Raw genomic sequence first — 19,470 nt, forward strand, 5'->3', positions numbered from 1 at the left:
CCCGCCCTCCCCTCAGCTTTGCTTGCCGTTTGCGTCACGTGTGACTTTCATATCAGAGATCGGAATGTAACCTTGATCTTTTACGATACTTTTCTGTACTTCATCGCTGTTCATATAGTCAAGAAACGTTTTTGTAAGGCCTGACGCTTCACCTTTCGTATAAGAGTGCTCGTAAGCCCAAATCGGATACTCGCCTGTGACGACGTTTTTCTCTTCCGGTTTGATGCCTCCGATCGATAAAGGCGTTACTTTGTCATCGTTTATATAAGAGAATGCCAGATAACCGATTGCTCCCGGCGTTTCCGCAATGATTTTTTTGACTGTATTGGAGGAATCCTCTGTAATGCCCTCAGCAGGATCTGCTCCGTCAAGCGCGTATTTGACGAACGTAGCGCGTGTTCCTGATGAATCAGGACGGTTCACGAGTGTAATTTTTTGATCTTTACCGCCAAGATCTTTCCAGTTTTTAATTTTTCCTGTAAAGACGTCTGTCAGCTGTTTTTTGGTTATATCCTTTACGCCCGCACCGGGGTTGACCGCAGCCGCCATCGCCACTACCGCTACTCGGTGGTCTTTTAGGGCTTTCGCATCAATGCCTTCTTTTTCTTCAGCAAAGACATCTGAGTTGCCGATTTGCACTGCCCCTTCAGACACTTGCGAAAGACCTGTTCCTGAACCCCCCGCTTGCACCTGCACATCAGCATCCGGATGTTTTTCCATAAACTTTTCCGCCGCTGCCAGTACTAACGGCTGCATGGCTGATGAACCAGAAATGGTTAAAGAACCTGATGCTTTTTTATCCTCACTTGCAGATTGACTGTCTGTCTTGCCGCTTTCCTTTGCATTTCCGCATGCTGCAGCAACAATCATAACAGCAGCCATCAGAAGCATAAGCATCCATTTGTTTTTTTTCATTTCCTGAATTCCCCCTGCATTTAATGTGTAATTTGTCCTACAGGTCTAGAGTAAAGGGTTCTTGTAAAATGCGTATAAATCAAGTGTTAAGGTTTTGTAAATCCGGATGTTTTTTTGTATAAAAAAAACGCTCACAAGTTGTGAGCGTTTTTCTGTTAGTGATTTGTATTGCCGTTTTCAGCGTCTTCCTGAATTTTATCTTCGTTTTTCTGCTTCGTATTATTATCTTCTTGTTTCTTTTTCAGCTCAAAGTATTTGTCCAGAGCTGCTTCCCCGATGTCATTAGTTATTGAATACCTGTCATTGTAATTTTCATAAGCCCATGGAACCACTACCGAAATAGCAACTTCAGGATGATCTGCAGGAGCATAAGCCACCAAAGTTGTGTTATAAGTAGAAGCACCAGTTCTTGATTTTATAGGCCCATCATAGAAAGCTTGTGCTGTTCCAGTTTTACCGGCAGGGTGATAACTTTTATTAGCAAAATTTGCTCTCGCAGTCCCTTGAGCTCCATTCATAACAAGTTTAAAACCTTGCTGAACACGTTTAATTTCACTTTCCGTCATATCAAGACGGTTCATCACTTCCGGATTAACAGATTCAACGACGGCCCCGATACCTTTTTTTGAAGGTTTTCTTACTTCTTTCACGACTTGGGGCTTCATACGATAGCCGCCATTAGCAATGGTCGATACATACTGAGCCATTTGAAGCGGAGTGTATGTGTCATATTGGCCGATCGCAAAATCAAGCAAGAAACCTGACTGTCTTTTAGTTCCCACATATCCTGTAGCTTCGTTAGGCAGATCAATTCCTGTTTTTACCCCTAAACCGAATTCACTGAAGTAATAACGAAATTTATCAAATGCGCTGTAATCAAGCGGAAGTGAATGTCCTGATATATATTTACCCTTACCAATTGCAATCGCAGTTTTGAACATATAAACGTTAGATGAACGCTCAAGTGCAGTTAAATCATTTATCGGCCCCATTACACTTACCGATTTTTTAGGAGGGGAGCCTTTAATATTTAAAACTTCATCCGTAAATATATTTCCGATTTTAATAGCACCTGTTTGATAACCTGTTAACAATGTTGCCCCTTTTACAGCTGAGCCCATGTTATAAGAGGAAGTCATTGTTCCTAGTGCATAATCATCAATTTTATATTTGCCGCCTGCTTGTTTAATCTGTTTACCCGCCATTGTAAGCACTTCTCCATTACGGGGATCCATCATTACGACAAATGCTCTGTCAAGCAACTGTGTACTCGGTCTTGCCTTTGCAGCCCTTAAATTTTTCTCAATAATTTTTTCAACGTCTTTTTGCAATTCGGTATCTATAGTGAGCACTAAATCATCCCCGGCTTTACCTTTTGAAACCGTTTCTGTATCTGTTACGTTTCCAGAGGAATCTGTCACATTTCTCACTTTCTCTTTTTGGCCCTGCAGCAGATTTTCATATTGATACTCTAAATAACTTTTTCCTACTCTGTCATTCCTGCTGTAGCCGAGTGACAAATAATGCTCAAGAAGATTTGAAGGGAGTCCCTCATTGGAGCTCGAGACACTGCCGAGAACTGATTTTAACAACCCTTTATTTGGATAAGACCGTTCCCAGTCAGACGTCACGTCAACTCCCGGCAGTTCATCTAAATGTTCGCTGACGACGGCCATTTCTTTTGCCGACACCCCTTCATTTTTGATGTATTGAGGCGTCAGTGAGTAGCCTGAATCCATCTGCCTTTTGATCGCAAGGATCTGCATGTCTTTTGAAGTGAGCTCATTCAGCTGTTTGTCTGTGATGCGTTTCAGCTGAAGCTGATATAAATCATCGTCAGACAGTTTTTTGTCTTCAGCTTTTTGCTTTTCTTCGGCCGTAATCAGTTTTTTCGCTTCATCAGGCCTCGTTAACATCCAATAGTCTTTTTTATCCCGCTCAGTCACCTTTTTGGTGCTTACCTTAATCATACCCGACAGTTTTTTTGCGATTTTTAAACGCTGCGCCTGGGTGGTTGAGGCTGAACGTGTATATGTAATCGCATTTAATGCTTTATTCGTTACGATGGGATTTAGGTTCCGGTCGTATATTTTCCCTCTCGGAACCGCCGTGCTGACATCAGACTCCTCCTGCTTATTAGCGGCGTTTTTATAATCATCACCCTGAACGATCTGCTTGATGCCAAGCTCGACGATAATCCAAGTGAAAATAAGAAACGCGGCCAAAAACAAAAAATTAAGCCGGATCGGCAGTGATTTTTTCTTTTCTTTGTTTACAGCTATTTTCTTTTTATTTCTCCTCATGACATCACCTTTTCTTATTTACAGAAAGAAATGACACCTTCTGTTCAGGTGCCATTTTTCATTCTAAAGGTTTTTTCGATATTTTTCTACAGATAACCCTTTTATCTTTCTCCTTTTATAAAATTCGGTTCCGCCGCCTGTTTTTGTCGGTCTTCTTCTACTGTTTCATCAGAAGTTTCCGTATCCAGTTTGATGTCTTTTATAAAGTAATAAATCAGCGGATGGCCGGCTCCGAGCAGCACGAGCGCCGCCGGTATTCCCACTTTTTCCTTGAACAATGTAACGATTACAAGGAAACAAAGGATGGAAACGATCCGGCCCGCATTTAAAAATAACTCCCTGAGCACAATGTATTCAATTCTGGCTTTTCTGGCAAGCCGCGCCCGGCCTATCACATCATATGTAAGCGAGACATACGGCACGAGCAGAACTGGATAGCCGATCGCAATAAACACTCCGTACAAAAGGAGCGTCGTGAAGCTCATTTTAAAAATGATGAGAAACAGGGCGCCGTACAAGATCAATCCGCCGATAAGAATCGCCTTTTTCCGCGCTCTTTTTTTGATGAGCCTTGATGCAAAATAATAGGCAAAAAAAGAAACCGCGGAATTGACGAGACCGAATGTTCCGAGCGCCAGCTCACTGTTTGTCGCAATGAATACAAATACGCTGATTAAAAAAACAAAAATCCCTTCTCTCAAGCCTTGAAAAAAGTGCGCGTTGGTAATCCGGCGCCAATTCTGATTCGTGTGGCGCTCATCAAAAACTTTTTTCAGCATAAACCGGCCTTTCGACTCCCTCCGCTTCAGAAAAAAGCTCATGACCACGGCAAGGGCAAATAAGCCGAGCGACAGGCTGAAAATGATTGTATAACCCGTATTGTTTTCAAGTCTTGAAATGACATATCCGGCCACAATCGGACCGATCATGCCCGCCGATGAAGACAAAATGCCTAAAAACCCGTTAAAAAAATCTCTCGTTTCCGGTTCCGTGATTTCGAAAGTCAGCACATTAAAAGCCAGCCAGTAAAAGCCGTATCCAACTCCGAGCACGGCCCCTATCAAAACGAGACGGGAAGCCGCAGTTTCTCCGGCAAGCAGCACACTTAAATAAAAAGCGGCCAAAAAGATAACGCCGAACCTTAGAATAAACACCCTGTCAATTTTTTTAGCCAGCCGGCCCGCCAGCAGAAAGGTAACCGGCTGCATCGTTACGACCGACAAATTGTATATGGCCAAATCAATAAATTTTCCCGACTGCTTCCACAAATACACGTTGACAAATGTATTTGACAGCGCGATGCCCAATGAGTAAAGGCCGCCAATCGTCAATAACAGCAGCAGCCCTTTATTTATTTCGATGTCGCCGATAATTTTTTTTATTTTGCTCATCATTGACTCCCCTTTACTACACATTAGTTTGTCTCACTCAAACTGAGATATGTAAAAGGAATCAAAGTCAATAAAAAAACAAGGCCTCCCGCGGGAGACCTTGTGATCATTCAACTCAATTATTTTGCTTCGCTGTAAAGACGGGCAACTTCATCCCAGTTCACAACATTCCAGAAAGCTGAAATGTAATCAGGACGGCGGTTTTGGTAGTTCAGGTAGTACGCGTGCTCCCAAACATCAAGACCGAGAACAGGTGTTTTACCTTCTGAAAGCGGTGAATCTTGGTTTGGCGTGCTTGTAATTTCAAGTTTGCCGTTGTTTACAACGAGCCAAGCCCAGCCTGAACCGAAACGGCCTGCAGCTGCTGCGGCGAATTTTTCTTTAAATTGATCGAAGCTTCCGAACGTGCTTTTGATCTCTTCAGCAAGCTCACCAGTCGGTTCGCCTCCGCCGTTCGGAGATAAAAGAGTCCAGAATAAAGAGTGGTTTGCATGTCCGCCGCCATTGTTGCGGACTGCCGTGCGGATGTCCTCCGGCACTGCGTTCAAATCAGCAACAAGCTCATCTACAGATTTCTCTGCAAGCGCAGATCCTTCGATCGCTTTGTTGAGGTTTGTCACGTATGTGTTATGGTGCTTCGTATGGTGAATCGTCATCGTTTCCTTATCGATATGAGGTTCTAAAGCATCATAAGCGTAAGGCAATTCTGGAAGTTTGTAAGCCATAATTTTTTCCTCCTTTAAATATATGTACTGAAATGCCGCTTAACGCGAACTTTTCTAATCTCAATGTAACAAAAGAAAGCGTGGTAATCAATGAAAAAGCTCACAATCCGGCGATTCCAGCAGACATATTACACTTTATCCGTTCACGGCCGAAATTAAACCTTTCTAAAGCACCGTCCATAAGAAATACCCGATCATAAAGAGCTGAATGACGCCTTTTGCCGCCACGCTTGTTAAAAAGCCGATTAACGAGCCGAGCCCCACTTTTGCCGCGGACTTGATATCCTTTTGATGAACAAACACCTCAGCGCAGAGAGCACCGATAAACGGGCCTAATATAATGCCTGCCACGGGAATAACGAAGGGCCCGATCAATAATCCGATCGTGCTTCCCCAGATTGCCGCCCTGCTTCCTCCGTACCTTTTAACGCCAAGTAAATTTGACACATAGTCAGCTGCGAATAAAACGGCCGCAAATACCGCCTCAATGAGCCAAAACAGGTAAGAATAAGGACTGAAGGAAAACAAAAATCCGTAGAGAAGAAAACCGGCCACAATAAAAATAACGCTTGGAATCACCGGATATACAAGCCCGATAAAAGCAATGACGAAGACCGCAATGATCATCAGCCAATACAAAACACTCATGACAAAAACACCCTCCTTTGTTTTGCGGGCGATCACCGCTTCCCGCTTTATCTTATTATGTATGATTCCTTATCACCGCTTTAAATACTCTCACTTGTGTTCATCCCCTGTGAACGATACAATAAGCAACATATACCAGTTTAGGCTAGGAAGTGAAGATGTTGAACATATTTACGGCTTTATTGAAAAGTACATACTCTCCGGCAGATATTGCAAAAACACGGTTTCAGGGGATAGGAAAAGCGATCCTTTATGTATTTTTGCTGTCTGTCCTTTTTACGCTGCCAAGCGCTTATTACCTTTGCTCCGGCACCGTAAACTCAATGAACGGTTTCAAAACCGTGTTAAAGAAAGATTTCCCTGATTTCAGCATTTCAAACGGAGAATTGCAGACGAAAGCGTCCGCCTCTAAGGAAACGGAAGCGAACGGGTTCGTTATCGTGTTTGATCCGACAGATGCTTACGGCGCTAAACAAATAGCGGCGAAACAAAATGCGATCGGCATTTTGAAAAATAAAATGGTGCTTGCTGTAGACGGACAGGCGACAGAAATGAATTATTCGCTGATGCCTGCTGATATCACAAAAAAAGAAATCATATCAGCATTAAACCAAAATAAAACGATGATCGTCACCGTCCTGTCCGTTTTGCTGTTCATCATGACAGCGGCCGGAAAATTCATTGAAGTATCATTTCTCGCCGTCATCGGCCTCATATTGAAAAATGCGCAAAGAAAGACATTGAATTACCAGCAGCTCTGGAAGCTTTCGGCTTATTCCATTACACTTTCGACCATATTCTTTACGATCATGCGCGCGCTTGTTATTACGGTGCCGAGTGAATTTTTAGTGAATTGGTTTGTAAACTTTATCATCCTTTTCCTCGTCTTAAAAGAGATACCGCCAAGAAAAACAGCTGTGTAACAAAGACTGCCCCCGGCGGTCTTCTTTTTTGTCATGAACAAAATGGGACAAGCATACAATGAAGTAAAAATGTATGCGGGAGGCGGTTGGAATGAAGCGGCTTACTTTTGTATTCGGCAGTTTATTTGTGATATTCATTATCTTTTACGATCTTAAAATCGGCACGATCCCTTCTCAAGACCTTCCAGCATACGCAGCGGCGGCGCAGCCAGCCCAACAGGAAACTTCATACAGAACGGTTACGGTCAAAAAAGGCGATACGGTGATGTCGATAGTCGGCGCACATAAAGCGCCTGATGATATTGTACAAGATTTTGAAGCGCTGAATCCGAATGTAAAAGCAAACGCCATTCAGGCAGGCACCGCTTATAAATTCCCCGTCTACCGCAATTAAACGTTAATTTCTTGTCAGTTCGGCAAATACACTGTTACAATATAACATGTAAATAGAAGTTGCCTGACATGTAAAAGGCTCAGCCTGCAAAAGCGGTAACTACAATTAAGGAGCGATTGACAAGTGAGTGAAATCACACATCGTACAAAAACGCGTCCCGTCAAAGTGGGACCTTTAACAATAGGCGGAAATAACGAAGTCGTCATTCAGAGTATGACGACGACCAAAACACACGACGTAGAAGCAACAGTTGCGGAAATCAACCGTTTAGCCGAAGCCGGCTGCCAAATTGTCCGGGTGGCATGTCCGGACGAACGCGCCGCTAACGCGATTGCCGACATCAAAAAACAAATTTCCATCCCTCTCGTTGTCGATATTCATTTTGACTACAAGCTTGCATTAAAAGCAATTGAGGGCGGGGCCGACAAAATCAGAATCAACCCGGGAAACATCGGCCGCCGCGAAAAAGTGGAAGCCGTCGTAAAAGCAGCGAAAGAAAAAGGAATTCCGATCCGGATCGGCGTAAACGCGGGTTCTTTGGAAAAACGCATTTTAGAAAAATACGGCTATCCGACTGCTGACGGAATGGTTGAGAGTGCGCTTCATCATATCAAAATCCTGGAAGACCTTGACTTTCACGACATCATCGTCAGCATGAAAGCGTCTGACGTCAATCTAGCCATAGAAGCATACGAAAAAGCATCAAAAGCATTTGATTATCCGCTCCACCTCGGAATTACAGAATCGGGCACGCTGTTTGCCGGAACGGTAAAAAGCGCGGCCGGACTCGGAGCGATTTTAAGCAAAGGAATCGGAAACACGCTCCGGATCTCTCTGAGCGCCGACCCGGTTGAAGAAGTAAAAGTAGCCAGAGAACTGCTGAAATCATTCGGTCTTGCTTCAAACGCGGCTACGCTTATTTCATGCCCGACATGCGGACGGATCGAAATTGATCTCATCAGCATCGCAAATGAAGTGGAAGAATACATTTCTAAAGTCAAAGCGCCGATTAAAGTAGCCGTTCTCGGATGTGCCGTTAACGGACCGGGCGAAGCAAGAGAAGCTGATATCGGGATTGCCGGCGCGCGCGGCGAAGGACTTCTTTTCCGCAAAGGCCAAATTGTCCGCAAAGTCCCTGAAGAAACCATGGTCGAAGAGCTGAAAAAAGAAATCGATAAGCTGGCAGAAGAACACTACGCAAAGCTTGAAGCGGAAAAAGCAAAAGCAGAACAAGAAACAAAAAAAGCTTGACGGATATTCCGCCAAGCTTTTTTTTGCGTTGTGTTAAAAAAACGGTGTAATGAAGATGCCGAGCACAAGGGAAACAATACCGATTCCCATCGCCCATCCGCCTAAAGCGCCTGCTCCTCTTCTTCTGGCGATATAGCCGACGATAATGCCGCATGCCCCTAATAAAACAGGGAGCACAAACAGGGAAATGATAGAAATAGCCAATGCTGCATACCCTATCCCCCTGCCTTCACTTACTCCGTCCCGATTATCATCACGGTCTGCTGCCCGGTCAGAAGCACGATATGGCTCTGAGATTTCGGCCGCTGTTTCTTCTGAATAAACATCACGCGTGATATCGGTTCCTTCCGATCCATGATCCACGTAGTAGTCGTTGCCTTTTCGATTTTCGTAATCGTATGCCACCTTCAATTCCCCCTTTTTCTTTTATGAAAGGAGCTTTTTTAGTTTCCGCGTTTTTTACGGATTCATGTTTGCTAAACTTTTCTGGTATTGTTAATTGTTTATGTTACACTTGAAGGGATGAATTTATAGGAGTGTGGACATGTTACGGTTAGGTATAGATATTGACGGCACAGTTACGGCACAGGATACATTTGTCCCTTATTTAAACCGCTCATTTCATCTTTCCATTACCTTGGATGATATGACTGATTATGATCTGACGAAGCTTTTGAACATTACAGACGAGGAATTTTGGGAATGGATGAACGTTCATGAAGCAGCCATATATAAAGAAGCGAAGCTCGCGCAATTTGCCAAGCAGGCACTGGACGGACTGAAAGAAGAGCACCGTCTGATCTACATTACGGCAAGACGCGGCCACTTAGAAGATGTTACGCTGGACTGGTTTGCAAACCGGGACATTCATTACGATCACATTGAGCTTGTCGGAGGCCATCACAAAGTGGAAGCCGTCAAAAAACACGGCATTGATTTATTTTTCGAAGATCACCACGGCAATGCGACAATGATCGCAAAAGAAGCAGGCATTCCGGTTATCCTTTTTAACTCCCCATATAATCAGCTCCCCATCGATTCCAATATTATCAGGGTGCAGAATTGGCTTGAAGCCGTCGCCTGGATTAATAAAAACAAACATAGCTTTCAGCATGTCAAAAGCTGAAAAAACCTCCTGTATAAGCAGGAGGTTTTTTATCGGCACGCCGGACAGGTGCCGTAAATTTCAAACTTATGGCCGCTGATTTCATACCCTTCCAAATCATCGTGCAGCTTATCCATCGGACAGGACTCAATTTCCTTCGTTTTCCCGCAGGTTAAACAGATAAAATGGTGATGATGATGGGTATAAGAGCATGTAAAACGGAACAGTTTTTCTCCGGAAAGCTCCGTCGTTTCCAAAATGCCGAGTTCTTCATATAACGAAAGATTTCTGTATATGGTATCAAAGCTCAGACCCGGATAGTCGTCATTTAATGCGGCAAGCACGTTTTTGGCGGTCAGATATTTATCAGAATCAGCAAAAAGCTGCAGCATGTCTTCTCGCTTACTCGTATATTTATACCCTTTTTCTTTCAGCAGGTTCAACGCTTCTTGTACGTTCATGAGGACCTCCCCTTTACAACACGGTATCGCTCCAAAAAGAAAATGGCAGCTGTCTGAACAGCAGGCCATTTTCTTATGATGTATCAAATTATACCTATAAAATGATGAAAAGTAAATGAAAGCCTAGTGAATCGCGGTTTTGAACTTACCGCCCCTCGTTTCATGGGTATTCATGATCGTAATAAAGGCGTTTTTATCAATTTCAAACACAATGGATTTCAATTTAGTCACTTCAAGCCTTGTCACGACCGCGTAAATGACTTCTTTGGTTTCATCCGTATATCCGCCTTTTCCCTGAAGCTTAGTGGTTCCCCGTCCAAGCCGGTGCAATATAGCATCTGAGATCTCAGCATATTGCTCTGCAACAATAATGACCGCTTTTGTTTCATCAAGCCCCTGGATGACGGCGTCAATCGTTTTCATGGCAATATAATAAGTCATGAAAGAATACATTGCCTGCTCCGGACCGAACACAAAACCGGCCCAAATGAAAATAAACACATTGATGAGCATAACGAATTCCCCGACTGAAAAGGGCAGCTTTTTCGTGAGAAGGATACCGAGGATTTCAGTACCGTCCATCGAGCCTCCGTTTCGGATGACAAGGCCTACCCCGAAACCGAGCAAAAGCCCCCCGAATACCGTCGCCAAAATAGGCTGGGTCGTAATGGCCTCCACATGGTGCAATGAGGATTCAATCAGCGCTAAACCGACGATTCCGATAACAGTAGAGATGAGAAATGTTTTTCCGATATATTTATATCCGAAAATCATAAATGGAATGTTGAGTAACACAACGAATAAGGCAAAATTGAGGAGGGGATTGGACATAAAGAGGTGGTCTAAAATTAATGAAACACCGATAATGCCTCCGTCGATAAAATTATTAGGGACCAGAAACAATTCAATACTTACGGCGGCTGAACCCGCCCCGATCAGAATCATAATGACCCTGAAGATAAAGTGTAAAAATGATTCTCTTTTATGCTGTTTATTTGGGGTCATAAAATCTCCTTTCCTATAATAACTATTTTAAACAGTAAGCAACTTTATTTTACCATTAAAAGCTGTAACATTTTAATGATCTGCTCAATACATTATGTCTAAAGAGGTGAAAGTATCGATGATTTTAATACAAAGAATTATTTTGCAGCGACTCAATCAAGTCACTGCGGACGATCTGCTGAAATATTCCAAGCAATACGGGATCAGCATTACAAGAAGTCAAGCGGCTGAGGTAGCGGCTCTGATGCACGGAAAAAACATCAATATTTTTGATGAACAGGAGCGGCTGCGCCTGCTGAAAAAAGTGGAAACGATAACTTCAAAAGAAACGGCGCGAAAAGTTGACGAACTTTTCAATCAATTCTCAGGGTAAAAAAGGAGGGACACCCGCCCCTCCTTTCTTATTGAGCTGATATTTTTTCAAGAAGCTCCTTATCAAACTGCTTTTCTTTCAGCATTTCGATTTCAAAACGGTACGGCGGCTTCTTATTTTTCTTGTCTTCGCCTACATACGGTGTTTCGAGGATTTTCGGGATATCGGCAAGCTGCTCGTGATGAACGATGTACTGCAGAGCGTCAAAACCGATCTCTCCGAACCCGATATTTTCATGGCGGTCTTTCCGGGCGCCTTTAATATTTTTACTGTCGTTAACATGAAGGACTTTTATCCGATCGATGCCGACGATTTTATCAAACTCGTTAAGAACACCGTCAAAATCATTAGCGACATCATACCCGGCGTCATGGGTGTGGCAAGTGTCAAAGCAGACGGATAGATGTTCATTATGCGTGACTCCCGCAATGATCTCGGCCAGCTCTTCAAAGCTTCTTCCGCATTCTGATCCTTTGCCCGCCATTGTCTCCAGCGCAATCTGCACGTTTTGCCCGGGAACAATCACTTCGTTTAAACCTTCAATGATTTTTTTGATGCCCGTCTCAGCCCCGGCTCCGACATGCGCCCCTGGATGAAGCACGATCTGTCTCGCGCCGATCGCTGCCGTTCTTTCAATTTCAGAACGCAGAAAATCAACGCCCAGCTCAAATGTTGCCGGATTTGTCGTATTTCCGATGTTAATGATGTACGGCGCATGCACGACAATCTCGTCGATGCCGTTTTCCTTCATATGGACGCGGCCCGCTTCAATATTCAAGTCCTCAATTTTTTTGCGGCGCGTGTTTTGGGGAGCGCCCGTATAGATCATAAATGTGTTCGCCCCGTACGAAACGGCTTCCTTGCTTGCGGCAAGGAGCATATGTTTTCCGCTCATTGAGACGTGTGAACCTATTTTCAGCAACCCGATTCCCCTACTTTCCTTTGTTAGATTTGTTTCTTCTCTGCTTTCTTTTTATCTTTTCCATTTCGTAGCCCATTTTCTTTTTATAGCCCGGCTTCACTTTTTTCGGTTTTTTCACGAGGCTCTTCGCCATTTGGTCGGCCTCATTCTCCGATTTTTTGCGTTTTTTGCGGCGGTGGCGGTCATCGCCTTTCTTCCATTCGCCGTTTACAAGCTCCGCATAGTCAAATACAATGCCCATCTTTTCGAGTCTTACGAGCGCATCTTCGTCAGAAAGCTCATAAATGGTCAGTGCTTGGCCTGATGAACCTGCGCGTGCAGTTCTTCCGACACGGTGAACATAAAAATCCAGATCATCCGGAAGCTCATAGTTGATGACGTGGCTTACGCCTTTAATGTCAATTCCTCTTGCCGCAAGGTCTGTCGCAATGACATAAGTGAATTCCAGATCATTAATCTGCTTCATTACCTTCTTACGCTCACGCGGCGTTAATCCCCCGTGCAGAAGACCGACCCTCATTCCTTTTTCAGTCAGGTATTTCGCAATATGGTCAGCCGTGTTTTTCGTATTTGCAAACACAATGCCCAGATAAGGGTTCAGATGAGACATCATATCAAAAAGCAGTTTGTCTTTATCACGCTGTTTAGAAGGAATCAACACATGTTCAATCTTTTCGGCTGTGATTCTTTTCGGCTCAACATGCGCGTACTTCGGATTTTCCATATACTTTTTCAAAAACGGCTTCAGCTTTTCCGGAATCGTAGCTGAGAACACAAGCATCTGAAGTTCTTCCGGCATACGCGATCCGATGTAATCAACGTCTTCTAAAAAGCCCATGTCAAGCATCAGATCAGCTTCGTCAATGACGAGAGACTGCGCTTTATAGACGTTCAATGCCTGCGCCTTAATCAGATCCGCGATCCGGCCCGGCGTTCCGACGACGAGATGAGGCTGTGTTTTCAGCTTATCAATTGATTTTTGCTTGTCCGTCCCGCCGATGAAGCATTTTGTCCGGATCGGCTCATCTTCCGCACCCTGTGTGATTTTGAGCGCTTCCTGATGAATCTGATTGGCAAGCTCTCTCGTCGGCGCCGTGATAACAGCCTGTACCGTATCAGAACCCGGATCAATCCGATTCAAAATTGGCAATAAATAGGCGTGGGTTTTCCCCGTCCCCGTCTGGGACTGCCCGATCACGCTTTCGTTTTTCAGTACGGCAGGTATCAGACGCTTTTGAATATCTGTCGGTTCATAAAAACCAAGGCGGTGAACTGCATCTATAATAAACGGTTTTAAGTTGTATCCATCAAATTTAGTTTCTTTCATTTTTCCCAGCTCCTTAAAGCGGCACATTCTGTGTCCATCATCACATTATAACCGATTTCACTTAAAAACACCATGTCTTGGGGGAATCCTGTTTTCGAGACAGAAAAGCAAATGCCCCCTCCGATGCATATTGTAATAGCAGAGAGACAGAAAGGAGGTACAAGTATGTTTCCACAGCAGCCGATGAGAAATATGGCGCAGCAGGGCCGGCCGTTTATGAATCCGCGTATGATGATGGGAGGAAGACCGTCATTGCCGGGCCGGCAGCTGATGCAGCAGGGCCGGCAGCTTTTCCCTCAGCAGCAGATTGCCGGAGCGGGCCTGAGAAACGCAGGCACGGGCGGCGGAGGGGGCTTAAAAGGGATGCTTTCCCGTTTTTTACCCGGTTCAGGAGGAGGAAGCGCTGCCGCGTCGGCACCGGCGGCGGCCAGCGGAGGAGCAGGTGCAGGACTGCAGGGAATACAGAACCTGGCAAGTCCGGCATCCCTGTCGAGCATGCTCGGCAACGTTCAGAAGGTGCTCGGCGTGGCGCAGCAGGTTACGCCGATGATCCAGCAGTACGGTCCTTTAGTACGGAGTCTGCCCGCAATGATGAAGCTTTACAGCCAATTAAGCAGCAGTGATGACGAGAATGAATCTGACGAGACGAAAGAAACAGACGAACAGGACAAAAAGGATGAAGCTGAAAAAACAGATGAAACAGAAGATGAAAACAAATCAGACGCCTCATCCAAAACATCAAAGAAGACGTCTGAAAAAGCATCCGCTTCAAAAGAAAAAGACGCCGCACAGGCGGACTCAGCGGAACAGCCGCGTCCAAAAAGAACATCGGGCAGATCAAAGCCGAAATTATATATTTAACATTCTTTGATATCTCACGAAAGATTAGCTATAATGAGATCAGAAGAATGCAAGATTTGAGCCGTTTAACTACGGCTTTTTATATTGCCTCTACACTCACTTTTGATAGGAGGACATCTACATTGGACGTTATCAAAATATCGCCGCGCGGCTACTGTTACGGCGTTGTTGATGCCATGGTCATAGCCAAAAACGCGTCACTCGATAAAACACTGCCAAGACCTATATATATACTGGGAATGATTGTTCATAATAAGCATGTCACAGATGCGTTTGAGGAAGACGGCATTTACACGCTTGACGGCACAAACCGTCTGGAGATTTTAAAGCAGGTGGAAAAAGGAACCGTTATTTTCACGGCTCACGGGGTATCTCCGGAAGTAAGAAAAGCCGCTGAGGAAAAAGGGCTTGTTACGATTGACGCCACATGCCCGGACGTCACGAAAACACATGACTTAATCCGAAAAGTAAAAGCTGAAGGTTATCACGTCATATACATCGGTAAAAAAGGCCACCCCGAGCCTGAAGGAGCCGTCGGCGTCGCTCCTGAAATCGTTCATCTCGTTGAAACAGAGGAAGACGTGAGAAATCTCGATATTCAGGCTGAGAAATTAATCGTTACAAACCAAACGACAATGTCCCAGTGGGACGTCCACGATATTATGGAATCAGTCAAAGAAAAGTACCCGTACGTGGAATACCATCAGGAAATCTGCCTGGCCACACAGGTTCGTCAAGAAGCTGTATCAGAGCAGGCAAAAAAAGCGGACTTAACCATTGTTGTCGGTGACCCGAAAAGCAATAACTCCAACAGACTGGCGCAAGTGTCAGAAGAAATCGCCGGAACAAAAGCCTACCGAATCGGAGACATCAGTGAACTGAAGCTCGAATGGCTGAAAGACGTCAATACCGTCGCCGTTACCGCAGGCGCATCAACACCGACACCGATTACAAAGGAAGTCATCCGCTTTTTAGAGCAGTTTGACCACAACGATGAATCGACATGGCAGCTTGAACACAGTGTGCCGCTTAAAAAAATCCTTCCGAAAGTAAAAATAAAAAACTGAGGCCCGGGGCCTCAGTTTTTTTATAAGAAAGTAAATGGGTTTGTATCTGTTTCAGAAGCGAAAATGCGCACATCATAGTTTTTCTCCCCGGCCATTGCCGTAAGCTTCTCAGCCGTGCCTTTTCTCATGATCTTTTCAGCATAATGCCCCGGGTCCACGACGTTTAACCCCATCATCATCGCATCATGCGCTACATGGAAATAAAGATCGCCCGTCACGTAAACATCTGCACCTTTCCGCTTTGCCTGATAAATATATTTATTTCCGTCACCGCCAAGAACCGCGACTTTTTTCACCTTGCTGTTTCGCTCTCCGACCATCCGGACTCCGTTAACGTCAAACTTTTCTTTCACAAACAGCGCAAACTCTTCAAGCGTCATGTCTTGCTGAAGTTTTCCGATGCGGCCGAGCCCTTTTTCAAGCGGAGACTGCTCCACTGGATAAATATCATATGCCACCTCTTCATACGGATGGCTTTTTTTCAGCGCTTTTACGACGGTTTTCTCCATACTTGCCGGAAAAACGGTCTCAAGTCTCACTTCATGGACGAGTTCCAGCTCTCCCGTCTGTCCGATAAACGGTTCTGCCCCGTCCAGCGGCTTAAAGCTGCCGATTCCCTCAGAGGAGAACGCGCAATGGCTGTAATTACCGATATGTCCCGCTCCGGCGTTGCCAAGTGCGGTTCTTACAGCTTCTTCATAGTCTTTCGGAACATAGACGGCAAGCTTTTTCATCGGGTCCGAATATGTCGGGACGAGCACTTCTGTGTCTGTCAGGCCGAGAGCTTCGGCAAGCAGATCATTCACACCGCCGTCCGCCACATCAAGATTCGTATGAGCCGCATATACGGCAATATCATGCTTTATACATTTCTCAATCAGTCTTCCGCCAGGCTGATCAGTGGTGATCTGTTTAAGCGGCCGAAAAATCGGCGGATGGTGGGCGATAATTAAGTCAACTTTTTTCTCAATGGCTTCATCTACCGTTTGTTCCAGAACATCCAGTGTCACCATGACATTTTTCACCGGCTTATTCAATGTACCGATCTGCAGGCCGATTTTATCTCCTTCCACCGCAAAAGCCTTCGGTGAAAATTGTTCAAACAGCTGGATGATTTCCTGTCCGTTCACATGTTTAGGCATGTCCGATTACCTCCTTCAGCAGAGAAATCCGCTCTTTCAATTCAGCTAATTTTTCATGACTTTCATGCTTTGCGCTGCGGCTGATCTGTTCATAAATTTGTTCAGTATGCTTAAGTTCCTGGCTCCATTTCCGAAGAAACACTTCATTCCTCTCTTTTAATAAAAACGGACCCGCAAGCATTCCGGCAGCCATCGGCACGTCCCGATACGGCGCATCACGGTCGCCAGTTTCCGCAACGAGGATTTCATAACACTTTCCGTCTTCTTCGAGAATCACTTCATCAATCAGTTCATAGCCTTCCTGATACAGCCACTCTCTTATATGAACGGCATGAATATTCGGCTGCAGAATCAGCCGTTCACGCCCCGTCAATTTCGTTTTTCCGGACTCCAAAATATGAGCGATCAGCGCTCCGCCCATGCCAGCGATTGTAATGGCGCCGGCTTCTCCTTTTTCAAGGACGCTCAGCCCGTCACCTTTCCTTACGGAGATAAGAGTGCTTAAGTCAAGTTTTTCCACCTGCTGTTTGGCGGATAGAAACGGTCCGTCTGTAATTTCACCGGCGATTGCCCGGCTTGCCAAATGATTCAAAACGGCATAGCAAGGAAGATACGCGTGGTCCGACCCGATATCAGCAACCAGGGCACCCGGAGGGATATATTCCGCCACAGACTGCAATCTTTTAGATAACTTCATTTCATTCACAATATCACAACTTTTCTCAGGTTCTTTTTCCTTTACTATCATATAAAAAAACCGCCCGGAATCCAAGCGGCGGATAGAGTTTTTCATATGTCTTTTATATAGGGACCGGTAAAGCTTTATTTAATGTCAGAAACCCATTTTGCCATGTCATCCAGCTTTTCGGCCGGCACAAGGCCTGCGGGCATCCCGTTGCCGCCTTTTTCAATTTTTGTTTTAATCTCAGCGACATCTTTTCTTTTGCCGACACCTTTTAAGTTCGGCCCTGATACACCTTCATAGTTTTCCCCGTGACAGGTGATGCAGTTCGCTTTATAAATCTCTTCAGGTGAAGCGTTTGCAGTTTCCTTCTCGGCATTTTTACTTTCACCGCCGCTTGCGATCTGATGCGCATCTCCATTGCCTTTTACAGCTAAAAAGAAAGTCAGCCCTATTCCCAGCACTGCAATGAGCAAAAAAGGAATCAGCGGATTCCACTTCATATCTCCATCCCCCTTTTTCATTCTCCCCCTATGTAAACACTTCTAATTCTAACTTATTTTTACAAAAAGTAAATGGTCTTGTTCAGCAATTTCTTTGATTTCACAATTTATACAAAAAGCAAAAATAACTGTTTTGTTTATCACAAAATTATCTTTATTCTATTGTATAATGAATTGTATACGCTTACAATAAAGAATATAAATAAACTTATCTCATTTTCCCCCTTTCAGGACATGCCGCATTTTTTCCAAACTCATTTGCAAAACATATGCTTATCCAGTAAAATAAAGGTATATTATCCATATATCTTATACATAAAAAAGAACGGATCAAAAAGACCCGTTCCATTCTATTCGAGAAAATCCTTCAGACGTTTGCTTCTGCTCGGATGTCTCAATTTGCGAAGCGCTTTTGCTTCAATTTGGCGAATACGCTCTCTCGTTACTCCAAACACTTTGCCTACTTCTTCCAAAGTTCTTGTGCGTCCGTCATCCAGACCGAAACGGAGACGCAGCACGTTTTCTTCACGATCTGTCAACGTATCCAGCACATCTTCCAGCTGTTCTTTTAAAAGCTCATATGCCGCATGATCCGACGGAGATGTCGCTTCCTGGTCTTCGATGAAATCACCGAGATGTGAGTCGTCTTCTTCACCGATCGGCGTTTCTAAAGAAACAGGCTCTTGAGCAATTTTTAATATTTCACGGACTTTTTCAGGTGTAAGATCCATGTCTTCAGCAATCTCTTCCGGTGTCGGCTCTCTGCCAAGATCCTGAAGAAGCTGACGCTGCACCCGGATTAATTTGTTGATGGTTTCCACCATGTGAACCGGGATACGGATTGTTCTCGCCTGGTCAGCGATGGCGCGTGTAATCGCCTGTCTGATCCACCAAGTCGCATACGTACTGAATTTATATCCTTTACGGTAGTCAAACTTCTCGACGGCTTTCATGAGACCCATGTTTCCTTCTTGGATCAAGTCTAAGAAAAGCATGCCGCGGCCGACATACCGTTTAGCAATGCTGACAACTAAACGAAGGTTTGCTTCAGCCAGTCTGCGTTTAGATTCCTCGTCACCCTCTTCAATTTTTTGAGCGTAGGTGATTTCTTCTTTAGCAGAAAGAAGATTTACCCGTCCGATTTCCTTAAGGTACATGCGGACTGGATCATTGATCTTTACGCCAGGCGGTACGCTGAGGTCATTAAGGTCAAATTCTTCTTCGGCTTTGGCAAGCTGTTGAATATTAGGATCTTCCGTTTCTTCATTTTCACTAATTAATTCAACACCTTGTTCTCCTAAAAATTCATAATACTCATCCATTTGGTCTGATTCAATTTCAAAGCTGGACATGCGTTCAGCAATTTCTTCATATGTTAAAACGCCACGTTTTTTTCCAGTTTCAGTAAGCTGTTCTTTTACCTGGTCTAATGTAAGTTCTGTTTCTGTTTCGTGGGTTTGTTTATCAGCCAT

21 protein-coding genes are annotated in these 19,470 nt (G+C 44.5%); 7 read left to right on the plus strand and 14 right to left on the minus strand.

The genetic code is table 11. From position 1 onward, the window contains the following. Nucleotides 1-12: 12 nt before the first annotated feature. The 5 genes from NYE42_RS12905 to NYE42_RS12925 form a co-directional block, all read right to left on the minus strand. Nucleotides 13-915 carry a phosphate ABC transporter substrate-binding protein gene (locus NYE42_RS12905; protein WP_095352943.1) on the minus strand — a complete coding sequence of 301 codons (903 nt, stop codon included), beginning with the start codon at nt 913-915 and terminating at the stop codon, nt 13-15. A gap of 155 nt (nt 916-1,070) precedes the next feature. After that, nucleotides 1,071-3,218 (minus strand): penicillin-binding protein 2, encoded by a 2,148-nt coding sequence (locus tag NYE42_RS12910; RefSeq protein WP_206584197.1) that lies wholly within the window; start codon nt 3,216-3,218, stop codon nt 1,071-1,073. A gap of 101 nt (nt 3,219-3,319) precedes the next feature. Further along, a complete protein-coding gene (locus NYE42_RS12915; RefSeq protein ID WP_352426504.1) occupies nt 3,320-4,609 on the minus strand; it encodes an MFS transporter in 1,290 nt (429 codons plus the stop codon). 119 nt (nt 4,610-4,728) lie between these two features. Beyond that, complete coding sequence (gene sodA, locus NYE42_RS12920) at nt 4,729-5,334, minus strand: superoxide dismutase SodA (protein WP_003153025.1); 606 nt, start codon at nt 5,332-5,334, stop codon at nt 4,729-4,731. Between the two features lie 165 nt (nt 5,335-5,499). Beyond that, entirely contained in the window at nt 5,500-5,982 is a 483-nt protein-coding gene (locus NYE42_RS12925; RefSeq protein ID WP_007408301.1) for a DUF456 domain-containing protein, read from the minus strand. A 161-nt stretch (nt 5,983-6,143) separates the two neighbouring features. Between NYE42_RS12925 and NYE42_RS12930 the strand changes: the two genes are divergently transcribed. The 3 genes from NYE42_RS12930 to ispG all read left to right on the plus strand — a co-directional run bounded on the left by NYE42_RS12930 (nt 6,144) and on the right by ispG (nt 8,550). Beyond that, on the plus strand, nt 6,144-6,905 hold the full coding sequence (locus NYE42_RS12930; protein WP_012118003.1) for a DUF1189 domain-containing protein: 762 nt from the start codon (nt 6,144-6,146) through the stop codon (nt 6,903-6,905). A gap of 91 nt (nt 6,906-6,996) precedes the next feature. Next, complete coding sequence (locus tag NYE42_RS12935) at nt 6,997-7,299, plus strand: LysM domain-containing protein (RefSeq protein ID WP_094032241.1); 303 nt, start codon at nt 6,997-6,999, stop codon at nt 7,297-7,299. 132 nt (nt 7,300-7,431) lie between these two features. Further along, nucleotides 7,432-8,550: a flavodoxin-dependent (E)-4-hydroxy-3-methylbut-2-enyl-diphosphate synthase gene (ispG, locus tag NYE42_RS12940; RefSeq protein WP_179288775.1), complete on the plus strand. Its 1,119-nt coding sequence runs from the start codon at nt 7,432-7,434 to the stop codon at nt 8,548-8,550. A 33-nt stretch (nt 8,551-8,583) separates the two neighbouring features. Here ispG and NYE42_RS12945 read toward each other — a convergent pair whose 3' ends face one another. After that, on the minus strand, nt 8,584-8,961 hold the full coding sequence (locus NYE42_RS12945; RefSeq protein WP_087920773.1) for a DUF308 domain-containing protein: 378 nt from the start codon (nt 8,959-8,961) through the stop codon (nt 8,584-8,586). Between the two features lie 133 nt (nt 8,962-9,094). Between NYE42_RS12945 and NYE42_RS12950 the strand changes: the two genes are divergently transcribed. Then, a complete protein-coding gene (locus NYE42_RS12950) occupies nt 9,095-9,676 on the plus strand; it encodes a hypothetical protein (protein WP_094032239.1) in 582 nt (193 codons plus the stop codon). Nucleotides 9,677-9,705: 29 nt separating this feature from the next. On the opposite strand, the gene NYE42_RS12955 is transcribed toward NYE42_RS12950, so the two are convergent. Both NYE42_RS12955 and NYE42_RS12960 read right to left on the minus strand, forming a co-directional pair. Then, entirely contained in the window at nt 9,706-10,116 is a 411-nt protein-coding gene (locus NYE42_RS12955; protein ID WP_003153018.1) for a Fur family transcriptional regulator, read from the minus strand. Nucleotides 10,117-10,239: 123 nt separating this feature from the next. Then, a complete protein-coding gene (locus NYE42_RS12960) occupies nt 10,240-11,121 on the minus strand; it encodes a YitT family protein (RefSeq protein ID WP_007408296.1) in 882 nt (293 codons plus the stop codon). A gap of 118 nt (nt 11,122-11,239) precedes the next feature. On the opposite strand from NYE42_RS12960, the gene NYE42_RS12965 reads away from it, so the two are divergent. Then, nucleotides 11,240-11,494: a DUF2624 domain-containing protein gene (locus tag NYE42_RS12965; protein WP_003153013.1), complete on the plus strand. Its 255-nt coding sequence runs from the start codon at nt 11,240-11,242 to the stop codon at nt 11,492-11,494. A gap of 28 nt (nt 11,495-11,522) precedes the next feature. Here NYE42_RS12965 and NYE42_RS12970 read toward each other — a convergent pair whose 3' ends face one another. Together NYE42_RS12970 and NYE42_RS12975 are read right to left on the minus strand one after the other, a co-directional pair. Beyond that, the gene (locus NYE42_RS12970) at nt 11,523-12,416 is read right to left on the minus strand and encodes a deoxyribonuclease IV (protein ID WP_095352942.1); all 894 of its coding nucleotides are present in this window, start codon (nt 12,414-12,416) and stop codon (nt 11,523-11,525) included. A 10-nt stretch (nt 12,417-12,426) separates the two neighbouring features. Then, nucleotides 12,427-13,743: a DEAD/DEAH box helicase gene (locus tag NYE42_RS12975; protein WP_352426505.1), complete on the minus strand. Its 1,317-nt coding sequence runs from the start codon at nt 13,741-13,743 to the stop codon at nt 12,427-12,429. Nucleotides 13,744-13,908: 165 nt separating this feature from the next. Here NYE42_RS12975 and vrrA point away from each other — a divergent pair, with 165 nt between their 5' ends. Both vrrA and NYE42_RS12985 read left to right on the plus strand, forming a co-directional pair. Beyond that, complete coding sequence (vrrA, locus tag NYE42_RS12980; protein ID WP_012118006.1) at nt 13,909-14,604, plus strand: VrrA/YqfQ family protein; 696 nt, start codon at nt 13,909-13,911, stop codon at nt 14,602-14,604. Between the two features lie 122 nt (nt 14,605-14,726). Then, on the plus strand, nt 14,727-15,671 hold the full coding sequence (locus NYE42_RS12985; RefSeq protein WP_012118007.1) for a 4-hydroxy-3-methylbut-2-enyl diphosphate reductase: 945 nt from the start codon (nt 14,727-14,729) through the stop codon (nt 15,669-15,671). A gap of 20 nt (nt 15,672-15,691) precedes the next feature. Here the strand turns inward: NYE42_RS12985 and NYE42_RS12990 are convergent, their stop codons facing one another. The 4 genes from NYE42_RS12990 to rpoD all read right to left on the minus strand — a co-directional run bounded on the left by NYE42_RS12990 (nt 15,692) and on the right by rpoD (nt 19,470). After that, nucleotides 15,692-16,813 carry a Nif3-like dinuclear metal center hexameric protein gene (locus NYE42_RS12990; protein WP_007408292.1) on the minus strand — a complete coding sequence of 374 codons (1,122 nt, stop codon included), beginning with the start codon at nt 16,811-16,813 and terminating at the stop codon, nt 15,692-15,694. Beyond that, nucleotides 16,806-17,510 carry a tRNA (adenine(22)-N(1))-methyltransferase TrmK gene (locus NYE42_RS12995; RefSeq protein ID WP_032866478.1) on the minus strand — a complete coding sequence of 235 codons (705 nt, stop codon included), beginning with the start codon at nt 17,508-17,510 and terminating at the stop codon, nt 16,806-16,808. Before NYE42_RS12995 ends, NYE42_RS12990 begins: the two co-directional genes overlap by 8 nt. A gap of 125 nt (nt 17,511-17,635) precedes the next feature. After that, nucleotides 17,636-17,998 (minus strand): cytochrome c550, encoded by a 363-nt coding sequence (gene cccA / locus NYE42_RS13000; RefSeq protein WP_003152999.1) that lies wholly within the window; start codon nt 17,996-17,998, stop codon nt 17,636-17,638. A 350-nt stretch (nt 17,999-18,348) separates the two neighbouring features. Further along, entirely contained in the window at nt 18,349-19,470 is a 1,122-nt protein-coding gene (gene rpoD / locus NYE42_RS13005; RefSeq protein ID WP_003152998.1) for an RNA polymerase sigma factor RpoD, read from the minus strand.

The organism is Bacillus sp. FSL K6-2865, assembly GCF_040311405.1.
Classification (GTDB): Bacteria; Bacillota; Bacilli; order Bacillales; family Bacillaceae; genus Bacillus; species Bacillus velezensis.